Genomic DNA, 24,247 nt, shown 5'->3' with positions numbered 1-24,247 from the left:
ACATCCGCCGGGAGACCGGCGCACTCAGCACGTACACACAAGCGAGACGAGGTAACAGGCGTGGGCAACAACGCTGATGGGCTGTCTGTCCATTATGACGGGCTCGACATTGCCGCAACCAACATCGGCAACCAGGCGAAGCAGCTCGAGTCGGACCTGGCGGAGCTCCGTGCCCTGGTCGTGAAGAGCCAGCAGTACTGGGAGGGTCAGGCCCAGGGCAGCTTCCACGACAAGCTGCAGCGCTGGGACAAGTCGGCGAACAACATCCACCAGGCCCTGCAGGGCATCGGACACGTCGTCGCCCAGTCCGGCGGTACGTACATGGAAGGCGACAAGAAGGCGGCCAGCTACTTCCAGTAGGACGAGGCTCCCAGAATCAACTCCAGGGTGGGCGCGCGCGGGAGGCGCCCACCCTGCTGTTGTGCCGAGCAGGGAAACCAAGCCGGAAGCAGGCCGGAGGGACGAAGAGGGAGCATGCGCGCGTCAGGTGCCGGACCGGGTGACCGGGGGACGAAGCAGATCGGCCCGTACACGGTGGTGACCCGGCTCGATGCCGGTGTCCCGGTGCATACGCCGGTCTCCGAGCACCGCTTCATCGCCCGCAGCGCCGACGGTGACCGCACGGTGTTGTTGAGCAGGCCCCTGGCAGGTGTCGACCCACAGCGCTTCATGGCCGAGGCCGAAGCCTCCCGCTATCTCCTCGGGAGCTGGGTCCTGCCCGCCGTCGAGCTCGCAGCCTCCGGCGAACAGCCCTGGTGTGCGTGTCCGTATCTGCCCGCGCTGCCACTGCCTGTCGCCCTGACCGTCCACGGAGGCCCGCTGCCCGAGCCGACGGTCAGGGCACTCGCCGTCGCGCTGGCCGAGAACCTCGCCGTCATTCACGGGCAGAGCCTGACCCATGCCGGGCTCTGCCCGTCCGCCGTGCTGATCGCCGCGGACGGTCCCCGGCTCACCTGCTTCGGGGCAGTACGAGCCGCAGCGCCGGACGGCGTCGCACGGCAGGAGGCGCCCGGTCTCGATCCCGGCAGCCTGCCGCCCGAGCAGGCCGCGGGCGGACAGCCGCGCCCTGTGGGTGACGTATACGCACTCGGTGCGACACTGGCCTACGCCGCCACGGGTTACAGCATGCCGGAACGGGAGGAGCTGCCGACCCGTCTGCGCTCGCTGATCACCCGTTGCCTGTCCCGCGATCCGGCTCATCGGCCCCAACTCGTCGAGATCGTCGATGAGTTGGCGGGAGGTCCGCGGTCGGATGCCCCCGACGGCTTCGCCGCGCCCACACGTGCGGACGTACTGCTCGGTCCCGGCTGGCTGCCGGCCCGGCTCGTCGCCGCCATAGTCCATCAGTCGGCGTCCGTGCTCGCCGCGGAGGCGCAGTTCCCGGTGCAGGCACAGCCACCCGTCCATGCGTCCTGGACGCTCGGCGGAGCGCCGTCCGGGGCACCGGAACCCCATCGCACTCACTGACCACAAGAATCCCCATGCCGACTCCTCTCACCCACGACGATCCCGTCGCACTCGGCCCGTACCGGCTCATCGCCAGGCTCGGCAGCGGAGGCATGGGCACCGTCTACGTCGCACGGTCCGCCGGTGGACGTACCGTTGCCCTGAAGACCATGCATGCCGCCATCGCCACCGATCCGGCGGCCCGCACCCGTTTCCGGCTCGAGGTGGACGCCGCCCGGGTCATCGGCGACCGGTTCGGGGCGGGGGTGATGGACGCGGATCCGCTGTCCGAAACGCCTTGGCTGGCCACGGAGTACGTACTCGGACCCCCGCTCGACGCGGCCGTCGAGACCCGAGGAACGCTGCCCGAGCAGTCCGTACGCGCCCTGGGCGCGGCCCTGTGCTCGGCGCTCGGCCAGCTGCACCGGTCGGACGTCGTGCACCGCGACCTCAAGCCGTCCAACATCCTCCTCACGGCCTACGGGCCCAAGGTCATCGACTTCGGCATCGCGCGAGCCATCGGCGACGAGCGGCTGACCCGGGCCGGTGCCGCCGTCGGTACGCCGGCCTTCATGTCCCCGGAGCAGGCCACCGGACAGGAGCACGACGCCGCCGGCGACGTGTTCGCGCTGGCCGGCGTGCTGGTGTACGCGGCCACCGGGCGCGGACCGTTCGGCAACGGGCAGGCGGCGGATCTTCTGTACCGGGTGCGGTATGCGGACGCGGACCTCACCGGTGTGCCTGTTGCCCTCGCTCCGGTACTGGCGCAGTGCCTGGCCAAGGATCCGGGGCAACGGCCGACCACGGCTCAGCTCGCGGCTCAACTCCATGATGGTGGCGGTGAGTTCGCCGATCATCTGCCGCACGAGCTGCTCGCGGAGATCGGCCGCCGGGCGGCCGATGTCTGGCGGCTTGTGCCACAGCGGCTACCCGCGCCCGCGGCTGGGCCGGAGGCCGCGGCGGCGACCGCGGCGGCCGCCCGGCGCCCGTCGCGCCGCAGGTTCCTCGTTGTCGGCGGCGCACTCGCCGCCGGTGCGGCGGCGGGTGGAAGCGCGTGGTGGTGGCAGGGGCGCGACGCTGCGCGTGGCGGCGGGGGTACGACCGAGAAGGGCGGCGCCCCCAGGACGCGGAACATGAAGCCGCTGTGGACTTACACGTTCAGCGCCGTGCTCTCGGATGAGATGGGCTCGGTCGCCCCTCAGTCGCTCGGCGGAATAATCGTCGTGGCGGGCGCTGGGGCCGAAGCCGTCAGCGCGACGAACGGGGTCGGCGTGTGGGACGGCAACGGCCGCTCGGAGGAGAGAAGTTGGCAGACGCTCGTGACGGGTGGTCGGCTCTACCGGCTCTGGATCGGGGAGGAGACCGATGACGGGATCGGGTCCGCCGTCAGGCTCCAGATCCTTGATCCGAAGAACGGGAAAACGATCAAGACCCTGGTCCGGTTCGCGGGCACCAATGACGAACTCCCCACACATCAACTGCTCTGCGTCACGGACCGCGTCGCGTACGTAGTCGTGGGTAAGGGGAAGTATGACCAGGGCGGCACCTTCTCCGCGGGAGAGACCGATACTCTGAGCGCTGCCGACATCGAGACCGGCAAGCTCCTGTGGTCGAAACCGCTGCCCGTACGATTCGATACGAGTTCGAGGCTGTACTTCCTCGCCGCGAAGACCGTGGGCGGCCGTCTGGTGACACTCCAGCAGTCGGAGGACGGGACCGTCCACATCGTCGTGTGGGCCGCCTCGACCGGAGCCGTCCTGTGGAAGCAGCCGTACGACATCGACGACCCGAACATCCTGAGGTGCGGGATCGCCGCGGACAGCGAGCACCTGTATCTCGGCGGCAGCCGACTCTCGGCGCTGCGGCTGAGTGACGGCACAGTGACGTGGAAGACCTCGACGGAGTACGCGTACGGACCGCCGGTGCTCAGAGCGGGCACCTTGTACGCCGTGGGTGGCGACGCCGGACTGACGGCGGTGGACGCGCGCAGCGGGAAGACGCTCTGGGCCGAGCGAGGCGGGGAGGTGAGCGAGGCGTCCACCAGCGGGCCGCCTGTCCTCGGCACCCGTTATGCGTACTACAAGAACGGGAGTCTGCTGCGCGCGGTCAGCCTGACGGACCACACGACCGCGCTGACCTACCAGACGAGTGGAAAGCAGTTCTATGCGGACTCGGACGCGAAACTGGTCCTCGCCGTGGACGGCGCGGGCATGACCGCTTATCCCCTCCAGTGAAGTGACCTCGAAGCGGCGGATCACCGGCCGTGCGGAACGGCACACGGCGACGGTTGGCCGCTCGGCCGCTCCCACCCAACCTCTCCCCTGGGCAGAAGGACCCCCATGAAACCCCTCGGTACCGGCGACCCACTGCGCCTCGGGCCCTATCGCGTTCTCGGTGTTCTCGGCGAAGGCGGCATGGGCAAGGTCTACGTCGGCCGGGACGGCGCCGGCAGCCTGGCCGCCGTCAAGGTGCTCAGGCCTGAGCTCGTCCACGACACCAACCTCACCCAGCGGTTCGTGCGCGAGGCACAGGCCGCCCAGGCGGTGCGGAGCAACGGCATCGCGAACGTGCTCGGTGCGTGGACCGAGGGCGGGCGGCCGTGGATCGCCAGCGAGTTCCTCGCGGGGCTCACCCTGGACCAGGCAGTCGACACCTACGGGCCTCTCGACGAGCCGGCTCTGCGTGCCCTTGCCACCGCGCTGGCGCGAACCCTGGCCGACATCCATGCTGCCGGTTTCGTCCACCGCGACCTGAAGCCGCCCAACATCGTGCTCACCTCGGCCGGACCGCGCATCATCGACTTCGGCATCGCCCGGCCCGAGCACGGGCTGACCTTGACCACGACCGGGCAGGTGCCCGTCACTCCGGGGTACGGCGCGCCCGAACAGGTTCTCGGACAGCGTGTGGCCCCGTCGGCGGACGTGTTCTCGCTCGGCGCGGTGCTGGTCTACGCGGCCACCGGCAGACGGGCGTACGAGGGTTCGCACGTCGCGGCCGTGCAGTACGCGGTGGTGCACGAGGAGCCTCGACTCGACGGCATCGATCCGGAGATACGTGCTCTGATCACGCCGTGCCTGGCCAAGGATGCTGCCGCACGTCCTGCCCCGCCCCAGATCGTCCAGGCCATGGCGGTGCCCAAGGGGGCCGACCGGGTGTGGCGGCGCGGACCGGTCGCCGAGGCCATCAGGGAGCGGGAGGCCGGGGCCCGCCGGCTGACCGCTCCGGTCACGATCGAGACGGCTCCGTCCGTCACTCGCAGGCGTCTGCTCACAGGGCTCGCCGCCGGAGGTGTGGTCCTGGCGGGCGGGGGTGGCACGGCGGCATGGTGGTTCGGACGGCGGGGCGGATCCACGAAGAGCGGTCCCTTCGACATTCCTCCGGCGGTGCCCGCCCCCGTGCAGAAGCTGGACAAGGGCGTGAAGGACTTCTCCGATGATGACGTTCGGCCGACGTTCCTGTGGCAGGTGCACGGGGAGGCGGATGCCTACTCCCAGACGCTGCTGCCGGCCGGGGACGTCATTGTCTTCGGAATCGCGACCGGCGGTATCGCGGGATTCGACGTCATCAACGGCAAGCGCCGCTGGAGCGCGACTCACCTCAGAGCGAAGAGCGGATATCTGTCGCTCTCCGACCGGCTGGTCGTCGGCGTCGACGGCAAGGGCGCCCTGCAGACCTTCGTACCTTCCACGGGCGAACCCAAGTGGACGTGCCCGGCAGCGGAGGCGGCGGTGCTGCTCGCGGTCGACGACGAGGCGCTGTATCTCGTGACGACGGACCACAGGCTGCGCAGCGTGAACCGATCCGACGCCAGGATCCGCTGGACGGCCGCCGTCCCCACAAGGTTCCGCGGGCATTTGCTCGCCCCTGCCGTTGCCGCGCAGGGCAGGCTGGTCATAACGGCCGGGGACGGCACTGTGCTCGTTGTCCACACCAGCGATGGCAGCACGGCATGGACCCGCCTCGACCAGGACGAGGACCGCACGGTCAGCCCCGCCGTCCACGACGACATGGTGTACATCAACGGCAAGTCCGTGGACGCTCGTCGGCTCAGCGACGGAACGAGGATCTGGAACACCAAGCTCAATGTCTACGAGGACGATGGGAACAACTATGGCTGGGGCCCTGCCGCGGTCTACGCGGACGCGGTCTACACGAACGTGATTGACGGCACCAGGTGCCTGGACAGGGACAGCGGCAAGGTGCGGTGGGAGGCGTTCCAGAACGCGAATTACGACAGCCCTGTGGTGCGGCAGGGCCAGGGCGTATGGACGTTGGGCAGCGCCAGCAACGGGTATGGGCCCCAGCTGTTGATCAATGCCGTGCGGGCCTCGGACGGAAAGTCGTCACGGAAGTGCATGGTCCCTTCTCCCGACTACACTCGCCTGGCTGCCGCCAGCAACCGCGTCTTCGTCATGTACGACAGCTCGGTCGTCGCTCTCTCGACGTTCTGAGCGCCGCTCAGGCGTTGGATTCGGTGCACCGCTTGGACGCGGACACCGCATCGGTGAACTTGGTGATGGCCTTCTCCATGGCTACCGCGCCGACAGCGTCCTGTTCCTTCCGGATCATGGTGAAGGTTTCGTGGTCTTCCTTCTGCGGCTTGCCGCATGAGGCATGTCCGACTGCCGCCGTGTCGGACATGACGTACCTCGAATTCTCCTTCTTGACCTTGCCACTCTTCACGGACGAGATCTTCTTCCCTGCCGGAAGAAGTGGCTCAGGAGCCGAAGCGGACAGGGCGGTTCCGCACTCTTTGGTCCAGGGGTCTGGGTGCTTATTGAGAGGGCATCGTGATCGGAAGGCCAGCCCCCGAAGCGCACCCTGCTTCCTGGGTCAATTTTCGAGAAATGGAATTCAGGATCATCATCCGGTCCTTGTCAGAGCTGGTGCCCTGCATCTCAATGGCAGTTGAAAGCAGTTCTGCCCTCACGTATTTTGTATCGCCAACGTAAGCGTCTTCGGATGGTGCTTTGGTGGTGCATTGAAAGAACAGGTCAGCCTCAGTGGGCCCCGTGTTTGCGTACACGCCCAGTGGATACCTGGTCTGGCCGCCGGATTCATTCTGACTGGCAGAGGGGTGGCTGCTTGATGACGAGAACCTGATCTCGAGAAGCGGTTCCCCGCTGTCATCTCCCGCCTTGTAGACCCGGCACGCACCTCGCTTGCGGTACTCGTCGTGCAGGTGCCCGACAGTGTTCCTCAACGAAAACTTACGCGGCTCACCTGCCTCGTTGGTTCCCGTGCCTTCTTCGAACCGGCTCGTACCGGCCACCCGCACTCGACTCTTCCTTGTCGGTAATCGTTTTCATGTGAGCCGGTACCCAAGTAACTGCTCTTTACTTCCTGGACCCATTGCTGATCGTCGGCTTTGTCTCTTGCCTGCGGGTGGTCCTTGAAGTAAGAGTCATAAGTCGAGCCGAGGTCGTCCACTCCTTGGCCATAGAATTGGCGACTGGTCATCTGGGACGGGACGAGCGGATCAGATTCAGCATCGTCCGTGGCTTTGTCGATTTCCTGTCCGAGTAGCGTGTTGACAGCGTCGGAAGCCGTGTCCGCCGCGAGAGGGGCGATGAAGAGAGCGGCGGCTGTTGAACCGGGGAGGGGGACGGCTGCGACACCACCCGCGACGACCGCACCGACCATTCTTTGTGGATCCTCTAGCGTAGGTAAAAATAGCAGGACGAGTGAACGAGCACAGCAGCAATCCCGGTTGCGCACAAGGCCTCCACCTCACCCCTGCACACAACGGCAAGATGCCGCGGACCGGCATGGTCCGCGGCATCCAGGCGGGGGAGGAGCCGTTACGGGAACGGGGAACGGCTTCGGAGAGTCAGGACTCCAAGAGCCCGACCTGCACCATCGGCTTCCCGCTCTTCCGTGACACGAAGGTGCCCCGTCCCGCCGGCATCGGCCGCGGGCGGACGCCGCCCAGCAGGTCGCCCTCGGCCGGGTCGCCCGAAAGGACGACGCCCTGCGCGCCGAGTTCCTTGATGCGCTGCATGAAGGACTCGTACCCGGCGCGGCCGGAGCCCGCCGTGGACCGGGCGATGATGAAGCGGACCCCGACGTCGCGGGCGAACGGGAGCATCTCCGTCAGGCCCGCCAGCGGGTTTCCGCTCGACGTGGACACCAGGTCGTAGTCGTCGATGACGACGTACACCGTCGGGCCCCGCCACCAACTGCGGTTACGCAGCTGCTCCGGGGTCACGTCGGCCGTGGGCGTGCGGCGCTGCATCAGGTCGGCCAGCGCATCCATGTGGTGCTGCATCTGGTTCGACATCGGGATGTACTCGGCCAGGTGCGAGTCCGGGGTCACCCCGAGCAGCGAGCGGCGGTTGTCGACGACGAAGAGCTTGCAGGCGTGACTGTCGTACCGCTCGGTGAGACGCTTGATCAGCAGCTTCAGCAGGTTCGACTTGCCGGACTCGCTCTCGCCGAACACCAGGAAGAACGGGTCCTGCTCGAAGTCCACGAACACCGGCTCGAGGTTGTCCTCGTCAATGGCGAAGGAGATGCCCCGGTCCGGGAACCGGTCGCCCGGCGGAAGCTGGGCCGCGGCGAACTCGCGAGGCAGCAGACGTACCTGCGGCGCGCCGGGCTCCTGCCAGTGGCGGGTGACCTCGGCCGCGAGTGCGGTCGTCGCCTCGGCGAGGTCGGTGTCGGAGGACAGACCGTCGATACGCGGAACCGCCGCCATGAAGTGCTGCTTCTGCGGGGTCTGACCGCGGCCCGGCACCCCGGTGGGCACGTTGGCCGCGACCTTGCGGTCGATCTCCGAGTCCATGGGATCGCCCAGCCGCAGTTCGAGGCGGTTCATCAGGTGGTCCTTGAGGTTCGCCCGGACCTCCATCGAGCGCGACGCGGTGAGGACGAGGTGGATGCCGTAGCCCAGACCACGCGCGGCGATGTCCAGGACCAGCGGCTCCAGGGCCTCGTAGTCCGTCTTGAAGTTGCCCCAGCCGTCGATGACCAGGAATACGTCACCCCAGGGCTGGTCGGTCACCGAGATGTCGCCGCGCGCGCGACGCGAGCGGAACTCGGCGATGGAGGAGATGCCCGAAGCGCGGAAGTACTCCTCGCGGCGGGTCATCACGCCGTACACCTCGGCCGCGGTGCGCCGGACCTTCTCGGGGTCCAGACGTGAGGCGACCCCGCCGACGTGCGGCAGGCCGGCCACTGCGGACATACCGCCGCCACCGAAGTCCAGGCCGTAGAACTGCACTTCCTGCGGGGTGTGCGTGAGCGCGAACGACGCGATGATCGAACGCAGCAGCGTCGACTTGCCGGACTGCGGACCGCCGATGATCTGCATGTGGCCGGCCGCGCCGCCGAAGTCGATCCACAGCGGGTCGCGGCGCTGCTCGTACGGCTTGTCGATGAGGCCGGCCGGGATGACGAGCCGGCCCGCTCCCTCGTAGCCGGGCTGTGTCATGCCTCGGCCGGGCACCGGCGCGAGCCCCGGCAGCAGTGCGTCGAGCGACGGCGGGCTGTCCAGCGGAGGCAGCCACACCTGGTGAGCCGCCGGGCCCTGTGCCTCCAGGCGCCGCACGACCACGTCGAGCACGGTGTCGGCGAGCGCGTCGTCCTGCTGTTCCTCGGCCACCGCCTGGCGCTGCTGCGGGACCGGCACGTACTGCACCGGCACCTCGGCGGCCGTGAACAGGACCGGCCGGCGGGCGACGGGCAGCGAGCCGCCGAGCGCGGCTGCCGCGTGCGAACCGGTGCGGTACACCCCGGAGACGTACGCCGCCTTGAAGCGGACCATTTCGTCCGTGCCGAACTTCAGGAAGCCGGAACCGGGGACGTTGGGGAGTTCGTAGGCGTCCGGGACACCGAGCGCAGCCCGGGATTCGGCCGCGGAGAACGTACGCAGACCGATGCGGTACGACAGATACGTCTCCAGACCACGCAGCCGGCCCTCCTCCAGGCGCTGCGAGGCCAGCAGCAGGTGCACGCCCAGCGAACGGCCGATACGGCCGATCTGCACGAACATCTCGATGAAGTCCGGCTTCGCGGTCAGCAGTTCGCTGAACTCGTCGATGACCAGGACGAGCGAGGGGATGGGCTGCAGGGGCGCGCCCGCCGCGCGGGCCTTCTCGTAGTCGTGGATGTTGGCGTAGTTGCCCGCGTCGCGGAGCATCTCCTGGCGGCGGTTGAGCTCACCGCGGATGGAGTCGCCCATGCGGTCGACCAGGGTGAGGTCGTCCGCCAGGTTGGTGATCACGGCGGCCACGTGCGGCAGTTGGGCCATGCCCGCGAAGGTGGCACCGCCCTTGAAGTCGGCGAGGACGAAGTTCAGGGTCTCCGAGGAGTGGGTCACGGCGAGGCCGAGCACCAGCGTGCGCAGCAGCTCCGACTTGCCGGAACCGGTCGCGCCGACGCACAGGCCGTGCGGGCCCATGCCCTCCTGAGCCGCCTCCTTGAGGTCGAGCATCACGGGCCGGCCGTCCTCGCCGAGACCGATCGGCACGCGCAGTCGTTCCGACTGCGAGCGCGGCCGCCACGTCCGCTTCGGGTCGACCGAGGCCGCGTCGCCCAGGTTGAGCAGATCCGTGAACTCGAGGTTGGCGAGCAGCGGTTCGTCGTCGTCCCCGCCCGACGCCATGCGCAGCGGCGCGAGCTGGCGCGCGAGTGCTTCCGCGGCCTCGTACGACAGGACGTCGGGCGTCCCCTCGTACACCATGCCGTGTGCCGACTCCAGGCGCAGTTCCTTCGGCTGCACGACGACGGACAGGTCGCCACGGCCCATGCTCAGGTCGCCGGGCACGACCTCCAGCACGGTCACGCCCTGGAGGCCCTCGGGGTTGGCCAGCAGCGACGTGGGCGGCAGGGAGATGCCGTCGAGCACGACCACCAGATGCGGCTGATCCGGAACAGGCGCCCCCGCGGGGTGGAAGCGCGGGCGGCCCTCGAGCCGGGAGGCGAGCCGGTCCTCCAGCCCCACCGGGTCCGTGGTGATCAGACGGATGCTGCCGGCGCCGTCGGCCACGCCCGGGGCCTGTACGTGCGGGAGCCATTTGGCCCACTCCCACTCGGGTACCGACTCGCGTCCTGTGACGACGGCGATGACCAGGTCTTCGGGGGAGTGCAGGGAGGCGAGGGAGCCGGCGACGGCCCGGGCGGTGCCGCGCACGGTGCCCGGCTCGCCGCTGATCGTCACGTGGTAGAAGGCCCGCAGCGAGACCGCCATCGGCAGGGCGTCGATGGTGCCGTGTGTGGCGAGGAAGCGCTGCATGGCGCCCGCGGTCAGCGGCTCCAGCTCATCGACCGGGGCGGTCTGCGGCGGGACCAGAGGAGTGGCCAGGGCCTGCGGACCTAGGCCCACACGCACCTGCCCGAAATCCTCGTCACCGGAACGCCGCTCCCACACCCGGCTGCCCTCGGCGACCAGTGCCCACAGTTGCTCCGGCGAAGGGTTCAGATAGAACTGGGCGTCACGCTGGGCCTTCGCGGTGTCCATGGCGCCGCGCCGGGTCTGCGACAGGTAACGGAGGTAGTCACGGCGCATGTCGGCCATCTGGCCCTGGTTGCCGCGGCGGTAGCGGACGAGCATCGAGATGCCCATGGCGATCGTCGACGCCACCATCAGCAGGCCCATGATCTTCATGAAGGGCTGGGCCTGCGGGTTGAAGAAGAACACCACGGATCCGCCCATGCCCAGCATGGGCAGGAGCTGCATCCAAGCGCCTTCCTGCTGACCACGCGGCAGTTCCGGCGGTGCTTGCAGTACGACCTCGTCCGTGGGCACTTCCTTCGGCAGTGCCCGCGGTGGGCGCTTGACGACGATGTGGCTCACTACGCACCAATTCCCTTGCCGGACCGAGATGTTTCGTCCGCCGCCCCGTGTCAGGCGAACGTCGATCGCGAAGCGCGATCCTACTGACAACCACGGACAACGGCGGGCGGTAGGGTGCCGGTGAGACGCGTGAGCAGTTGCGAATCGTTCCGGGAAAACCCGGGCATTCCGCAACGGTTCGAGGGAGGCGCCTCCCCGCAAACCCCGGCTGCGGCCACCCGGTCGACCGGTGGAGCGGGTGGCGGCGCGCAACCTACACAGGATCTTTACGGACGGAAGCGTGCGCGGCGGCACCGCAGGCCGCCCCACCACCGACGAGGGGGAACAGCAGGTGAGCATGACGGCCTCCGCGCCTGCCGGCGCGACCGGTGGCCCGGGCGGAGCCCCTTCCGGGGCAGGCATGGGATTCGGTTTCTGCCGGGTCACCATCGTGGCGCCCGACAGCCGTATCGACGTGGCGCTGCCCGACGACGTGCCGGTCGCCGATCTGTATCCGGAGATCCTGCGCCTGTCCCAGCAGAGCCCCGCGGAGGGCGCCCCGGTCGGCTACCACCTCGTACGGCGTGACGGCACCGTCCTCGACGGCGCCCGGTCGTTCACGGCCCAGCGCATCCTCGACGGCGAACTGCTCACCCTGCGTCCGTTCTCCGAGTCGCTGCCGCCTGCCGTCCTCGACGACGTCTCGGAGGCGGTGGCCTCAGCGGTCACCCGCGACCGCACCCTGTGGAGCGGCGACCTCACCCGGGCCGCCGGCCTCGTCGCGGGTGGCATCCTGCCCGCGCTGCTGGCGTTCGTTGCGTGGAGTTCCCAGATCCGCCACGACATGCACAGCCTCCAGGGCATCATCGCGGGCGTCACCGGCATCCTGCTGGTCACCATCGGCTGCGTACGCGCGCGCGTGTACGACGACCGGGGCTCCGCGGTCGCGCTGGGACTCGGCGCCCTGCCGAACGTCGCCGTGGCCGGTTCGGGGCTGCTGCCGCTCTCCTCGGGCGAGGGCATCGGGCGGCTCCAGTTCCTGCTCGCCTGCACGGCGGTCCTCGTCGCGGCTCTCGCGCTCACCCTCGTGTCGCCGGGCGGCGACGGCCCCTTCGTGGCGTTCCTCTTCGCTTCGGCCATCGGCCTGATCACCACTTTCATCGCGGCCCTCACCGATCTGAAGCCCATCGAGACGGCCGCCGTCTGCGCTCCGTTGTCCGTCGTGGCACTGGCCTTCCTGCCGGGCCTGTCGATGCGCTTCGCACGGTTGCCCATCGGCTTCGAACCGCCCAACCCGTCCCGTGGCGGCTACGACAGCGGTGAGCCCGCGCCGCAGGAGCCGGTGGACATCGAGCGCGTCGCCGCCCAGGCCCGACGCGGTCACGAACTGCTCGTCGGTCTGGTCGGGGGCTGCGCCCTCGTCGCCGTCGGCGCGTCGATCGTCCTCGGCTTCTCCAGCAACATCTGGGCCCAGCTCCTCGCCCTGGCGACCGGCATGGCGATGCTGATGCGGGCACACCTGTTCCGCTACACGGCGCAGGTCGGCGCCACCCTCGCTGCGGGCCTGGCCGCGATCGTCTTCCTCGGGCTCGGGCTCGCCCTGAACCCGCCCAAGGGTTATCTGATCGACGCCCTCCAGGGCGACACCGCTTCCCTGGACATCCGCAGTATCTGGCTCGCCGCGGCGGTCGGCGCGGCCACCGCCCTGGTCACCGCGATCGGCCTGATCACCCCGCGGCGCGGTGTCACCCCCTTCTGGGGACGCTTCCTGGAGATCGCCGAGAGCTTCGTCCTGCTCACGCTGATCCCGCTGGCCCTGGCCGTGTTCGACGTGTATGCCCGGGCGCGCGCGATGACCAGCTAGAGACCGGCACCACGGCAGGTCCGGCCAGGGACCGGCACACGAAAGGGGGCGGCACGCACGCGTGCCGCCCCCTCACCACGTCAGGCGTCTACGCCCCAAGCCCCCCGTTCGCCTCCGTCGGCTCCAGGTCGAACTCCCCGTCCCGTGCCCCCAGCACGAACGCGCGCCACTCCGCTTCGGTGTAGCGCAGCACGGTGCCGGGGTCGAGGGAGGAGCGCATGGCCACGGCTCCCTCGGGCAGGTAGGCGATCTCGACGCGCTCCTCGTGCTCCTCGGTGCCCGGGGCGCAGTGCCACTCGACACCGGAGATGTCGAGGCCGTACAGCTCGTCCCGCTCCCGTTCCTTGCGCGCCTTGATCTCCGCTTCCGTCTCCGTCATCGTGCAACGACCCCTTCCCGGCGTAACGGCGTAACGTTAGGTCCCGGCGCTCACCCTAGTGGCCGCACGATCGCCGCCCGGGTTGTTCGCAGACCGGGGGAAAGGTGCCCGCCACCTCCTGGTACCCTGGCTGACGGCCGTTTGTGTACGCACCCCCGGACCCCCGCAGGCATTCCTGCAGGCTCTGGTGGCCGCGCCCAGCGGATCCCCGCCTCCCGAGTAACGGAAGCTTCCCCGAGACGTAGACCGGGGGCACTCGGTGGCATTCAACAGACTATTGAGGAGTACGCGTGTCGCTCGACGCCGCTACGAAGAAGCAGATCATCACCGAGTTCGGTACCAAGGAGGGCGACACCGGCTCCCCCGAGGTCCAGGTCGCCATGCTCTCCCGTCGGATCTCCGACCTGACCGAGCACCTCAAGACCCACAAGCACGACCACCACTCCCGTCGTGGCCTGCTGATCCTCGTCGGTCAGCGCCGCCGCCTTCTCCAGTACCTGGCGAAGAAGGACATCCAGCGCTTCCGTACGCTGGTCGACCGCCTCGGCATCCGCCGTGGTGCGGCGGGCGCCAAGTAAGACGCCGTGAAGGGAGCGGTTCCCGAAGGACTCGGGGATCGCTCCCTTTGCCGTATGTAGGGAAACGTGCGGAGTGTCACACACGCTTTGTAGTGTGGTAGCACAACGCAGTAGGCACGACGCACGACACAGAACGCAGGACGAAAAGAACGAGGAGAAGCGCACCTCGCCGCCGCCGGTCCTCGGTAGTGGCCCCCGGGGGGAAGCGAGCCCCGGGTGCTTCGATCGAAGACCGGCCCGCACCAGACGGCGCGCTTCTCCGCCACCGTCCCCCTGCCACACGGGCAGCCAAGGGACGAAAGACGATACGTAACGGAGAAAACGCTAGTGGAGAACGAGACCCACTACGCCGAGGCCGTCATCGACAACGGCGCCTTCGGTACCCGTACCATCCGCTTCGAGACGGGCCGCCTGGCCAAGCAGGCCGCCGGCTCCGCCGTGGCGTACCTGGACGACGACACCATGGTGCTGTCGGCCACGACCGCCTCCAAGAACCCCAAGGACCAGCTCGACTTCTTCCCGCTGACGGTGGACGTCGAGGAGCGGATGTACGCCGCCGGCAAGATCCCCGGCAGCTTCTTCCGCCGTGAGGGCCGTCCCTCCGAGGACGCCATCCTCACCTGCCGCCTCATCGACCGCCCGCTGCGCCCGTCCTTCAAGAAGGGCCTGCGCAACGAGATCCAGGTCGTCGCCACGATCATGGCGCTCAACCCCGACCACCTGTACGACGTCGTGGCGATCAACGCCGCGTCCGCGTCCACGCAGCTGGCCGGCCTGCCCTTCTCCGGCCCGATCGGCGGCGTCCGCGTCGCGCTGATCCGCGGCCAGTGGGTGGCCTTCCCGACGCACACCGAGCTCGAGGACGCCGTCTTCGACATGGTCGTCGCGGGCCGCGTCCTGGAGGACGGCGACGTCGCGATCATGATGGTCGAGGCCGAGGCCACCGAGGGCACCATCAAGCTCGTCGAGGGCGGCTCCGAGGCGCCGACCGAGGAGGTCGTCGCCGCCGGTCTGGACGCCGCGAAGCCCTTCATCAAGGTGCTGTGCCGCGCCCAGGCGGACCTCGCCGCGAAGGCCGCCAAGCCGACCGCCGAGTTCCCGATCTTCCTGGACTACCAGGACGACGTCTTCGAGGCCCTGACGGCCGCCGTCCGCCCCGAGCTGGCCCAGGCGCTCACCATCGCCGGCAAGCAGGAGCGCGAGGCCGAGCTGGACCGCGTCAAGGGCCTCGCCGCCGAGAAGCTCCTGCCGGAGTTCGAGGGCCGCGAGAAGGAGATCTCCGCCGCGTACCGCTCGCTCACCAAGCAGCTGGTCCGCGAGCGCGTGATCAAGGAGAAGAAGCGCATCGACGGCCGTGGGGTGACGGACATCCGTACCCTCGCCGCCGAGGTCGAGGCCATTCCGCGGGTGCACGGTTCCGCGCTGTTCGAGCGTGGCGAGACCCAGATCCTGGGCGTCACCACCCTCAACATGCTCCGTATGGAGCAGCAGCTGGACACCCTCTCCCCGGTGACCCGCAAGCGCTACATGCACAACTACAACTTCCCGCCGTACTCCACCGGCGAGACCGGCCGCGTCGGCTCCCCGAAGCGTCGCGAGATCGGCCACGGCGCCCTCGCCGAGCGCGCCCTGGTGCCGGTGCTCCCGACGCGCGAGGAGTTCCCCTACGCGATCCGCCAGGTGTCCGAGGCCCTCGGCTCCAACGGTTCGACGTCCATGGGCTCGGTCTGCGCCTCCACCATGTCGCTGCTGAACGCCGGTGTGCCGCTGAAGGCCCCGGTCGCCGGTATCGCCATGGGCCTGATCTCCCAGGAGATCGACGGCGAGACGCACTACGTCACCCTCACCGACATCCTCGGTGCGGAGGACGCCTTCGGCGACATGGACTTCAAGGTCGCCGGCACGAAGGACTTCGTGACCGCCCTCCAGCTCGACACCAAGCTGGACGGCATCCCGGCCTCCGTCCTGGCCGCGGCCCTCAAGCAGGCCCGCGACGCCCGTCTCCACATCCTCGACGTGATGATGGAGGCCATCGACCGGCCCGACGAGATGAGCCCGCACGCCCCGCGGATCATCACCGTCAAGATCCCGGTCGACAAGATCGGTGAGGTCATCGGCCCCAAGGGCAAGATGATCAACCAGATCCAGGAGGACACGGGCGCCGAGATCACCATCGAGGACGACGGCACGATCTACATCGGTGCCGCCGACGGTCCCTCGGCGGAGGCCGCCCGCGCCACGATCAACGGCATCGCCAACCCGACGATGCCCGAGGTCGGCGAGCGCTACCTGGGTACGGTCGTCAAGACGACCACCTTCGGCGCGTTCGTCTCCCTGCTGCCCGGCAAGGACGGTCTGCTGCACATCTCGCAGATCCGCAAGCTGGCCGGCGGCAAGCGCGTGGAGAACGTCGAGGACGTCCTCGGTGTGGGCCAGAAGGTCCAGGTCGAGATCGCCGAGATCGACTCCCGCGGCAAGCTCTCCCTCGTTCCGGTGATCGAGGGCGAGGAAGGCAACGACGAGAACAAGGACGACGCCGAGAAGTGACGTCCCGTAGCTCCAAGGTGACGGCCCGCCCCTCTTCGGAGGCGCGGGCCGTCGCCCGTACCCAAACCCTGATCAAGGGCCAGAACGGCATCGGCACGGTCCGCAAGACCACCCTCCCGGGCGGCCTGCGCATCGTCACCGAGACCCTGCCCTCGGTCCGCTCCGCGACCTTCGGTATCTGGGCGCACGTCGGCTCCCGCGACGAGACCCCGGCCCTGAACGGCGCCACGCACTACCTGGAGCACCTGCTCTTCAAGGGCACGCGGACGCGCAGCGCGCTGGACATCTCCGCCGCCCTCGACGCCGTCGGCGGCGAGATGAACGCGTTCACGGCCAAGGAGTACACGTGCTACTACGCGCGCGTGCTCGACACCGACCTGCCGCTGGCCATCGACGTCGTCTGCGACATGCTGACCGGCTCGCTGATCATGGAGGAGGACGTCGACGTCGAGCGCGGCGCGATCCTCGAAGAGATCGCCATGACCGAGGACGACCCGGGCGACTGCGTGCACGACCTGTTCGCGCACACCATGTTCGGGAACAACGCCCTCGGCCGCCCGGTCCTCGGCACGGTCGACACGGTCAACGCCCTCGGTGCCGACCGCATCCGCCGCTTCTACAAGAAGCACTACGACCCGACCCACCTCGTGGTCGCCTGCGCGGGCAACATCGACCACCACAAAGTCGTACGCCAGGTCCGTGCCGCGTTCGAGAAGGCGGGCGCCTTCAAGAACCCGGACGCGCAGCCGATCGCCCCGCGCGACGGCAGCCGTACGATCCGCACCTTCGGCAAGGTCGAGCACCTCGGCCGCAAGACCGAGCAGGCGCACGTCGTCCTCGGCATGCCGGGCCTCGCCCGCACCGACGACCGCCGCTGGGCCATGGGCGTGCTCAACACCGCCCTCGGCGGCGGCATGTCCTCCCGCCTCTTCCAGGAGGTCCGGGAGAAGCGCGGTCTCGCCTACAGCGTGTACTCGTACACCTCCGGCTTCGCCGACTGCGGCCTGTTCGGCGTGTACGCCGGCTGCCGGCCGAGCCAGGTGCACGACGTGCTGAAGATCTGCCGCGACGAACTCGACCACGTCGCCGCCAACGGCCTCACGGACGACGAGATCGCCCGCGCCGTCGGCCAGCTCCGCGGCTCCACCGTCCTCGGCCTGGAGGACACCGGCGCGCTGATGAACCGTATCGGCAAGAGCGAGCTGTGCTGGGGCGAGCAGATGTCCGTCGACGACATGCTGGACCGGATAGCCGCGGTCACCCCGGACGAGGTCCGCGCGGTCGCCCGCGACATCCTGGGACAGCGCCCGTCGCTGTCGGTCATCGGCCCGCTGAAGGACAAGCAGGCCGCACGGCTGCACGACGCCGTCGCCTAACCACTCCTGACAAGGAAGCACAAGAGATGAGCAAGCTGCGCGTGGCGGTCCTCGGCGCCAAGGGCCGGATCGGGGCCGAGGCGGTCAAGGCGGTCGAGGCCGCAGAGGACATGGAGCTGGTCGCCGCCCTCGGCCGCGGGGACGAGCTGGAGACGCTGGCGCGGACCGGCGCCCAGGTCGCGGTCGAACTGACCACCCCCGACTCCGTCATGGCCAACCTCGACTACTGCGTGCGCCACGGCATCCACGCCGTCGTCGGTACGACGGGCTGGACCGAGGAGCGCCTCGCGCAGCTGACCGGCTGGCTCGCCGAGTCCCCGGAGACCGGCGTGCTCATCGCGCCGAACTTCTCCATCGGCGCCGTGCTGACCATGAAGTTCGCGCAGATCGCCGCGCCGTACTTCGAGTCGGTCGAGGTCGTCGAACTGCACCACCCGAACAAGGTCGACGCCCCGAGCGGTACGGCGACCCGCACCGCCCAGCTGATCGCCGAGGCCCGCCGGGCTGCCGGTACGGCCCCGGCGCCGGACGCCACGGCGACCGCCCTGGACGGCGCCCGCGGTGCCAGCGTCGACGGGATCCCCGTCCACGCCGTCCGGCTGCGCGGCCTCCTGGCCCACCAGGAGGTCCTGCTCGGCGGCGAGGGCGAGACCCTCACCATCCGCCACGACTCCCTGCACCACAGCAGCTTCATGCCGGGCATCCTGCTCGGTGCCCGCCGCGTGGTGACCACTCCGGGCCTGACCTTCGGCCTGGAGCACTTCCTGGACCTGAGCTGAGACACCCCCTGCCATGCGCGCCAAGATCACTTACCTCGTCACCGCCGCCGTCCTGGTCTTCTACTTCGTCCTGGTCGGCAGCCGCGGCGTCATGCTCATCGAAGCCGGCACGCTCCTGACCGTCACCTTCGGGGTCGCGGTCCTGATCCTGCCGGTCATCGGCCTGTGGTTCCTGTGGCAGAACACCCAGTTCGTCCGCAAGGCCAACGCCCTCGCCGCCCAGCTCGACGCCGAGGGCGGCCTGCCCGTGGACGAGCTGCGGCGCACCCCGAGCGGTCACATCGACCGCGACTCCGCCGACGAGGTGTTCACCAAGCGCAAGGCCGAGACGGAGGCGTCCCCCGACGACTGGCGCTGCTGGTTCCGGCTCGCCGTCGCCTACCACGACGCCCGCGACACACCCCGCGCCCGCAAGGCCATGCAACGGGCCATCGCCCTGCACGACGGCAAGCCCGCCCGGGCCTGAGCCGTACAGCGCCGAACACGACGCGCACCGCACACGCCGAAGGGGCCGGTCCGCAGCGGACCGGCCCCTTCGGCGTGTGCGGTCGAAGTCAGCCGCGCCCGTGCCCGGGGCGGCACTCCGCGGCCCATGCCTCCACCGCGTCCGCGGCCCGGTCGAAGGCGGCCGGGCGGCTCAGGAAGTCCAGCGCGTGGGTGGTCAGCAGCGGCGGCGTGTCCTCGGCCGGCCGGTCGCCCCGGACGAGGGTCAGTGCCTGCCCCTGCACCGTCCGGGGCAGTCCCAGCCAGCGCACCGGCTGCTGCGCCGTCCGCACCGAGACCACCCGCGCCCACGGCACCGTATGCGTGACCAGGAACCCGACGTGGCGCAGTCCGCGCCCGCTCACCCACACACCCATGCGCAGCATCCGCAGCGCGGCGGCGATCACCAGGAGCGCCGTGACGAGGACTGCCACGGCGGCCGACGCTGAGTCGGCCAGGGCGATGGCGACCGCGGCGAACAGCACGAAGGAAGCGACCAGCAGCACCAGCGCGGCCACGCCCACCCGCCAGGGCCCGGGACGGTAGGGGCGCCGCCAGCGCTCCCGGCCGTCGTAGGGCAGCGCGCTCTCGTCGGCGGCCTCGAAGGTGCGGTCGGCCGTCAGGAAGGGCAGGGGCACGGCTGGTCCTCACTCAATCCTTGCTTGGGCTGTGCCCGGTGAGGCTATCCGGCCGGGTTCGCGCCCACCACCCTTGGACGGCTGTACGGGGCAGCGCCCGTCAGCGTCCGTCGGCCGCCTGCGACTGCTGCACGGGTGTGTGGGGCGGAGTCGACAGCGCCGGCATGCCGAGTATCACCGAGCCCGCGAGCCCGGCGACGATGGTGAGGCCCAGCAGCCAGCGCCCGGCTATCTGCCCGGCCGACGCACGCCGGCGCGGCGGGGGAGCGACATTGCTGCGGAACCGGTCCGCCTCGGCCAGGAAGGCGAAGGGCACGGGCTCACGCCGACGGAACATGGGAGGTACCTCTCCTCTCGGGAGTGTCGTTTTCGGGTCGAACGAGCAGGTCTCACCCATACAGACGATCGAGTGACGGAAAAGGTGCCCATGTCCGAAAAAATCATCGACGTGGTCACGACTCCGTCACCGTGCGGCACTGTCAGAGGCGCCCCGTACAGTGGGCGCGAACCTGAAGAAGTGATGGGAAGGACCCCCGTGACCACCCCCGAGTCGCTCACCCTGCGCAGTGACGTCACCGTCGAGCTCGTGAAGTCCAGCGCGTCGGATGCCGACGTCCTCTTCGCCGCTCGTGTCTCCACGCTCGGCGAGCAGTCCCTGGACGAGCTGAAGAAGGACCCCGAGCGCTCCAAGGGCCTGATCAACTACCTGATGCGCGACCGGCACGGCAGCCCGTTCGAGCACAACTCGATGACCTTCTTCATCAGCGCCCCGATCTTCGTCTTCCGCGAGTTCATGCGGCACCGCGTCGGCTGGTCCTACAACGAGGAGTCCGGTCGCTACCGGGAGCTGGAGCCCGTCTTCTACGTCCCCGGAACCGACCGCAAGCTGGTCCAGGAGGGCCGCCCCGGCAAGTACGTCTTCGTCGAGGGCACCCCGGCCCAGCACGAGACGGTGAGCGACACCCTCGCCGAGAGCTACGAGCAGGCGTACGCGGCGTACCAGAAGCTCCTCGCCGAGGGCGTCGCCCGCGAGGTCGCCCGCGCGGTACTTCCGGTCGGCCTGTTCTCCTCGATGTACGCCACCTGCAACGCCCGCTCCCTGATGCACTTCCTCGGCCTGCGCACCCAGCACGAGCTGGCCAAGGTGCCGTCCTTCCCGCAGCGGGAGATCGAGATGGTCGGCGAGAAGATGGAGGCGGAGTGGGCCAAGCTCATGCCGTTGACGTACGCCGCCTTCAACGGCAACGGCCGGGTCGCCCCGTAATCAGGGCCCGGAACGGATGTGCGCATCAGCCGGGCGAAGTGTCCGTATTGCGGCATTTAGAGAAGTTCATCTAGCCTGATCAAACGGACCCGGCACTGCTTGAACCCCCGAGCAGGCAGTGCCGGGCTCCATATTTGTCCTGACTTTCCCGGCCCCCCGAGGGCAGACCACGCATGGAGCACCGAGTAGCGTGTTACCCATGGCTCCGACCTCGACTCCGCAGACCCCCTTCGGGCGGGTCCTCACCGCCATGGTCACGCCCTTCACGGCGGACGGCGCACTCGACCTCGACGGCGCGCAGCGGCTCGCCGCCCATCTGGTGAACGCAGGCAACGACGGCCTGATCATCAACGGCACCACCGGCGAGTCCCCCACCACCACCGACGCGGAGAAAGCGGACCTGGTACGAGCCGTACTGGAGGCGGTCGGCGACCGAGCCCACGTCGTCGCCGGCGTCGGCACCAACGACACCCACCACAGCGTCGAGCTGGCCCGCGAGGCCGAGCGCGTCGGTGCCCACGGCCTGTTGGTCGTCACGCCGTACTACAACAAGCCCCCGCAGGAGGGCCTGTACCGCCACTTCACGTCCGTCGCGGACGCCACCGGCCTGCCGGTCATGCTCTACGACATCCCCGGCCGCAGCGGCGTCCCGATCAACACCGAGACGCTCGTCCGGCTCGCCGAGCACCCCCGCATCGTCGCCAACAAGGACGCCAAGGGCGACCTCGGCCGCGCCAGCTGGGCCATCGCCCGGTCCGGCCTCGCCTGGTACTCCGGCGACGACATGCTGAACCTGCCCCTGCTCTCCGTGGGCGCGGTCGGCTTCGTCTCGGTCGTCGGCCACCTCGTCACCCCCGACCTGCGCGCCCTCGTCGACGCGTACACCTCGGGCGACGTCGTCAAGGCCACCGAGATCCACCAGAAGCTGCTTCCGGTCTACACCGGCATGTTCCGCACCCAGGGCGTCATGACCACGAAGGCCGCCCTCGCCCTCCAGGGACTGCCCGCCGGGCCGCTGCGCTCGCCCATGGTCGAGTGTTCGCCCGAGGAGATCGCCCAGCTCAAGATCGATCTTGCCGCCGGCGGGGTACAGCTCTGACAACAGACTTGGCACCACCCGAGCTTCACAACTGAAGAACAACAGAAGACGCAGGCCACCGGTGCCTGCACCCCACAACGACAACTGCTTCTGCACGAACGTCATGCGCGCCACGTGCCCGACCGGTACGTGGCGCGCATGTTTGAGGAGAGTCTTTTGAGTCATCCGCATCCTGAACTCGGTCCGCCCCCGCCGCTCCCCAAGGGCGGCCTGCGCGTCACCCCGCTCGGCGGTCTCGGTGAGATCGGCCGGAACATGACGGTCTTCGAGTACGGCGGCCGCCTGCTGATCGTCGACTGCGGAGTGCTCTTCCCCGAGGAGGAGCAGCCCGGAATCGACCTGATCCTGCCGGACTTCACGTCCATCCGGGACCGCCTCGACGACATCGAGGGCATCGTCCTCACGCACGGCCACGAGGACCACATCGGCGGCGTCCCCTTCCTGCTCCGCGAGAAGCCGGACATCCCGCTGATCGGCTCCAAGCTGACCCTCGCCCTGATCGAGGCCAAGCTCCAGGAGCACCGGATCCGCCCGTACACCCTGGAGGTGGCGGAGGGGAACCGCGAGCGCATCGGCCCCTTCGAGTGCGAGTTCATCGCCGTCAACCACTCCATCCCGGACGCCCTCGCTGTCGCCATCCGCACGCCCGCCGGCATGGCGGTGCACACCGGCGACTTCAAGATGGACCAGCTCCCGCTGGACAACCGTCTGACCGACCTGCACGCGTTCGCCCGGCTCAGCGAGGAGGGCATCGACCTTCTCCTCACCGACTCGACGAACGCCGAGGTCCCGGGCTTCACACCGCACGAGCGGGACATCTCCAACGTCCTGCGCCAGGTCTTCGCGAGCGCCCGCAAGCGGATCATCGTGGCGAGCTTCGCCAGCCACGTCCACCGCATCCAGCAGATCCTGGACGCGGCCCACGAGTACGGCCGCCGGGTCGCCTTCGTCGGCCGCTCGATGGTCCGCAACATGGGCATCGCACGGGACCTCGGCTACCTGAAGGTGCCGCCGGGCCTGGTGGTCGACGTCAAGACGCTGGACGACCTCCCGGACCACGAGGTGGTCCTGGTTTGCACGGGTTCCCAGGGCGAGCCGATGGCGGCCCTGTCCCGTATGGCCAACCGTGACCACCAGATCCGCATCGTCGAGGGCGACACCGTGATCCTGGCGTCCTCCCTCATCCCCGGCAACGAGAACGCGGTCTACCGCGTCATCAACGGCCTGACCCGGTGGGGCGCCAACGTCGTCCACAAGGGCAACGCCAAGGTGCACGTCTCCGGCCATGCCTCGGCGGGCGAGCTGCTGTACTTCTACAACATCTGCCGCCCGAAGAACCTGATGCCGGTGCACGGCGAGTGGCGCCACCTGCGAGCCAACGCCGAGCTGGGCGCCCTGACGGGCGTCCCGCACGACCGGATCGTCATCGCGGAGGACGGCGTGGTGGTCGACCTGGTCGAGGGCAAGGCCAAGATCGTCGGCAAGGTCCAGGCGGGTTACGTCTACGTCGACGGCCTCTCCGTCGGCGATGTCGGCGAGCCGGCCCTCAAGGACCGCAAGATCCTCGGCGACGAGGGCATCATCTCGGTCTTCGTGGTCGTGGACGCCTCCACCGGCAAGATCACGGGCGGCCCGCACGTCCAGGCACGCGGCTCCGGCATCGAGGACTCGGCCTTCACCGAAGTCCTTCCGAAGATCACGGAGATCCTGGAGAGGTCCGCCCAGGACGGCGTCGTGGAGCCCCACCAGCTCCAGCAGCTCATCCGACGCACCCTCGGCAAGTGGGTCTCGGACACCTATCGCCGCAGGCCGATGATCCTCCCGGTGGTCGTGGAGGTCTGACGGTCCGTCGGACGCTTCACCCGAGCGGGGCGCCTCGATTTGCATCGAGGCGCCCCGCTCCAGTACGTTTACGGCTCCGCCAGCAAGGGAACCCCCCGGCCGCTTCGTGCGCCGAGGACAACCCGGAGGGGCGGGAAAACCGACTCAGAACTTCTGATAAAGTCGGAACCGCCGGAA

18 protein-coding genes are annotated in these 24,247 nt (G+C 69.1%); 13 read left to right on the top strand and 5 right to left on the bottom strand.

What is annotated here, in order from left to right:
* Window positions 1–60: 60 nt before the first annotated feature.
* The 4 genes from BIV25_RS30250 to BIV25_RS30235 all read left to right on the top strand — a co-directional run bounded on the left by BIV25_RS30250 (window position 61) and on the right by BIV25_RS30235 (window position 5,897).
* Window positions 61–360 (top strand): WXG100 family type VII secretion target, encoded by a 300-nt coding sequence (locus BIV25_RS30250; RefSeq protein ID WP_071375639.1) that lies wholly within the window; start codon window positions 61–63, stop codon window positions 358–360.
* A 114-nt stretch (window positions 361–474) separates the two neighbouring features.
* Complete coding sequence (locus BIV25_RS30245) at window positions 475–1,467, top strand: serine/threonine protein kinase (protein WP_256256242.1); 993 nt, start codon at window positions 475–477, stop codon at window positions 1,465–1,467.
* Window positions 1,468–1,481: 14 nt separating this feature from the next.
* Entirely contained in the window at window positions 1,482–3,680 is a 2,199-nt protein-coding gene (locus tag BIV25_RS30240) for a protein kinase (protein WP_079176977.1), read from the top strand.
* A gap of 105 nt (window positions 3,681–3,785) precedes the next feature.
* The gene (locus BIV25_RS30235; RefSeq protein ID WP_071375637.1) at window positions 3,786–5,897 is read left to right on the top strand and encodes a protein kinase; all 2,112 of its coding nucleotides are present in this window, start codon (window positions 3,786–3,788) and stop codon (window positions 5,895–5,897) included.
* A gap of 7 nt (window positions 5,898–5,904) precedes the next feature.
* Here BIV25_RS30235 and BIV25_RS30230 read toward each other — a convergent pair whose 3' ends face one another.
* Together BIV25_RS30230 and eccCa are read right to left on the bottom strand one after the other, a co-directional pair.
* Window positions 5,905–6,129 (bottom strand): hypothetical protein, encoded by a 225-nt coding sequence (locus BIV25_RS30230; RefSeq protein ID WP_143076726.1) that lies wholly within the window; start codon window positions 6,127–6,129, stop codon window positions 5,905–5,907.
* Between the two features lie 1,147 nt (window positions 6,130–7,276).
* On the bottom strand, window positions 7,277–11,242 hold the full coding sequence (eccCa, locus tag BIV25_RS30225) for a type VII secretion protein EccCa (protein ID WP_071375635.1): 3,966 nt from the start codon (window positions 11,240–11,242) through the stop codon (window positions 7,277–7,279).
* 337 nt (window positions 11,243–11,579) lie between these two features.
* Here eccCa and eccD point away from each other — a divergent pair, with 337 nt between their 5' ends.
* On the top strand, window positions 11,580–13,085 hold the full coding sequence (eccD, locus tag BIV25_RS30220) for a type VII secretion integral membrane protein EccD (RefSeq protein ID WP_071375729.1): 1,506 nt from the start codon (window positions 11,580–11,582) through the stop codon (window positions 13,083–13,085).
* Between the two features lie 88 nt (window positions 13,086–13,173).
* Here eccD and BIV25_RS30215 read toward each other — a convergent pair whose 3' ends face one another.
* A complete protein-coding gene (locus BIV25_RS30215) occupies window positions 13,174–13,464 on the bottom strand; it encodes a DUF397 domain-containing protein (protein WP_071375634.1) in 291 nt (96 codons plus the stop codon).
* A gap of 290 nt (window positions 13,465–13,754) precedes the next feature.
* Between BIV25_RS30215 and rpsO the strand changes: the two genes are divergently transcribed.
* The 5 genes from rpsO (at window position 13,755) to BIV25_RS30190 (ending at window position 19,210) form a co-directional block, all read left to right on the top strand.
* Window positions 13,755–14,042: a 30S ribosomal protein S15 gene (gene rpsO / locus BIV25_RS30210; RefSeq protein WP_020138875.1), complete on the top strand. Its 288-nt coding sequence runs from the start codon at window positions 13,755–13,757 to the stop codon at window positions 14,040–14,042.
* A gap of 327 nt (window positions 14,043–14,369) precedes the next feature.
* Window positions 14,370–16,589 carry a polyribonucleotide nucleotidyltransferase gene (locus tag BIV25_RS30205; RefSeq protein WP_071375633.1) on the top strand — a complete coding sequence of 740 codons (2,220 nt, stop codon included), beginning with the start codon at window positions 14,370–14,372 and terminating at the stop codon, window positions 16,587–16,589.
* Complete coding sequence (locus tag BIV25_RS30200) at window positions 16,586–17,965, top strand: pitrilysin family protein (protein WP_071375632.1); 1,380 nt, start codon at window positions 16,586–16,588, stop codon at window positions 17,963–17,965. Before BIV25_RS30205 ends, BIV25_RS30200 begins: the two co-directional genes overlap by 4 nt.
* A gap of 26 nt (window positions 17,966–17,991) precedes the next feature.
* A complete protein-coding gene (gene dapB / locus BIV25_RS30195; RefSeq protein WP_071375631.1) occupies window positions 17,992–18,744 on the top strand; it encodes a 4-hydroxy-tetrahydrodipicolinate reductase in 753 nt (250 codons plus the stop codon).
* Between the two features lie 13 nt (window positions 18,745–18,757).
* Window positions 18,758–19,210 (top strand): tetratricopeptide repeat protein, encoded by a 453-nt coding sequence (locus BIV25_RS30190; protein WP_071375630.1) that lies wholly within the window; start codon window positions 18,758–18,760, stop codon window positions 19,208–19,210.
* Window positions 19,211–19,298: 88 nt separating this feature from the next.
* Here BIV25_RS30190 and BIV25_RS30185 read toward each other — a convergent pair whose 3' ends face one another.
* Both BIV25_RS30185 and BIV25_RS30180 read right to left on the bottom strand, forming a co-directional pair.
* Window positions 19,299–19,865 carry a hypothetical protein gene (locus BIV25_RS30185; protein WP_071375629.1) on the bottom strand — a complete coding sequence of 189 codons (567 nt, stop codon included), beginning with the start codon at window positions 19,863–19,865 and terminating at the stop codon, window positions 19,299–19,301.
* Between the two features lie 100 nt (window positions 19,866–19,965).
* The gene (locus BIV25_RS30180; RefSeq protein WP_071375628.1) at window positions 19,966–20,202 is read right to left on the bottom strand and encodes a hypothetical protein; all 237 of its coding nucleotides are present in this window, start codon (window positions 20,200–20,202) and stop codon (window positions 19,966–19,968) included.
* Between the two features lie 183 nt (window positions 20,203–20,385).
* Between BIV25_RS30180 and thyX the strand changes: the two genes are divergently transcribed.
* From thyX to BIV25_RS30165, 3 genes are all read left to right on the top strand, one after another.
* Window positions 20,386–21,129, top strand: coding sequence for an FAD-dependent thymidylate synthase (gene thyX, locus BIV25_RS30175; protein WP_071375627.1), 744 nt, complete (start codon window positions 20,386–20,388; stop codon window positions 21,127–21,129).
* Between the two features lie 199 nt (window positions 21,130–21,328).
* A complete protein-coding gene (dapA, locus tag BIV25_RS30170) occupies window positions 21,329–22,228 on the top strand; it encodes a 4-hydroxy-tetrahydrodipicolinate synthase (protein ID WP_071375626.1) in 900 nt (299 codons plus the stop codon).
* A 156-nt stretch (window positions 22,229–22,384) separates the two neighbouring features.
* Window positions 22,385–24,070: a ribonuclease J gene (locus BIV25_RS30165; protein ID WP_071375625.1), complete on the top strand. Its 1,686-nt coding sequence runs from the start codon at window positions 22,385–22,387 to the stop codon at window positions 24,068–24,070.
* Window positions 24,071–24,247 lie beyond the last annotated feature (177 nt).

The organism is Streptomyces sp. MUSC 14, from assembly GCF_001866675.1.
Lineage (GTDB): Bacteria > Actinomycetota > Actinomycetes > Streptomycetales > Streptomycetaceae > Streptomyces.
This window is presented reverse-complemented; position numbering and strand designations above follow the sequence as displayed.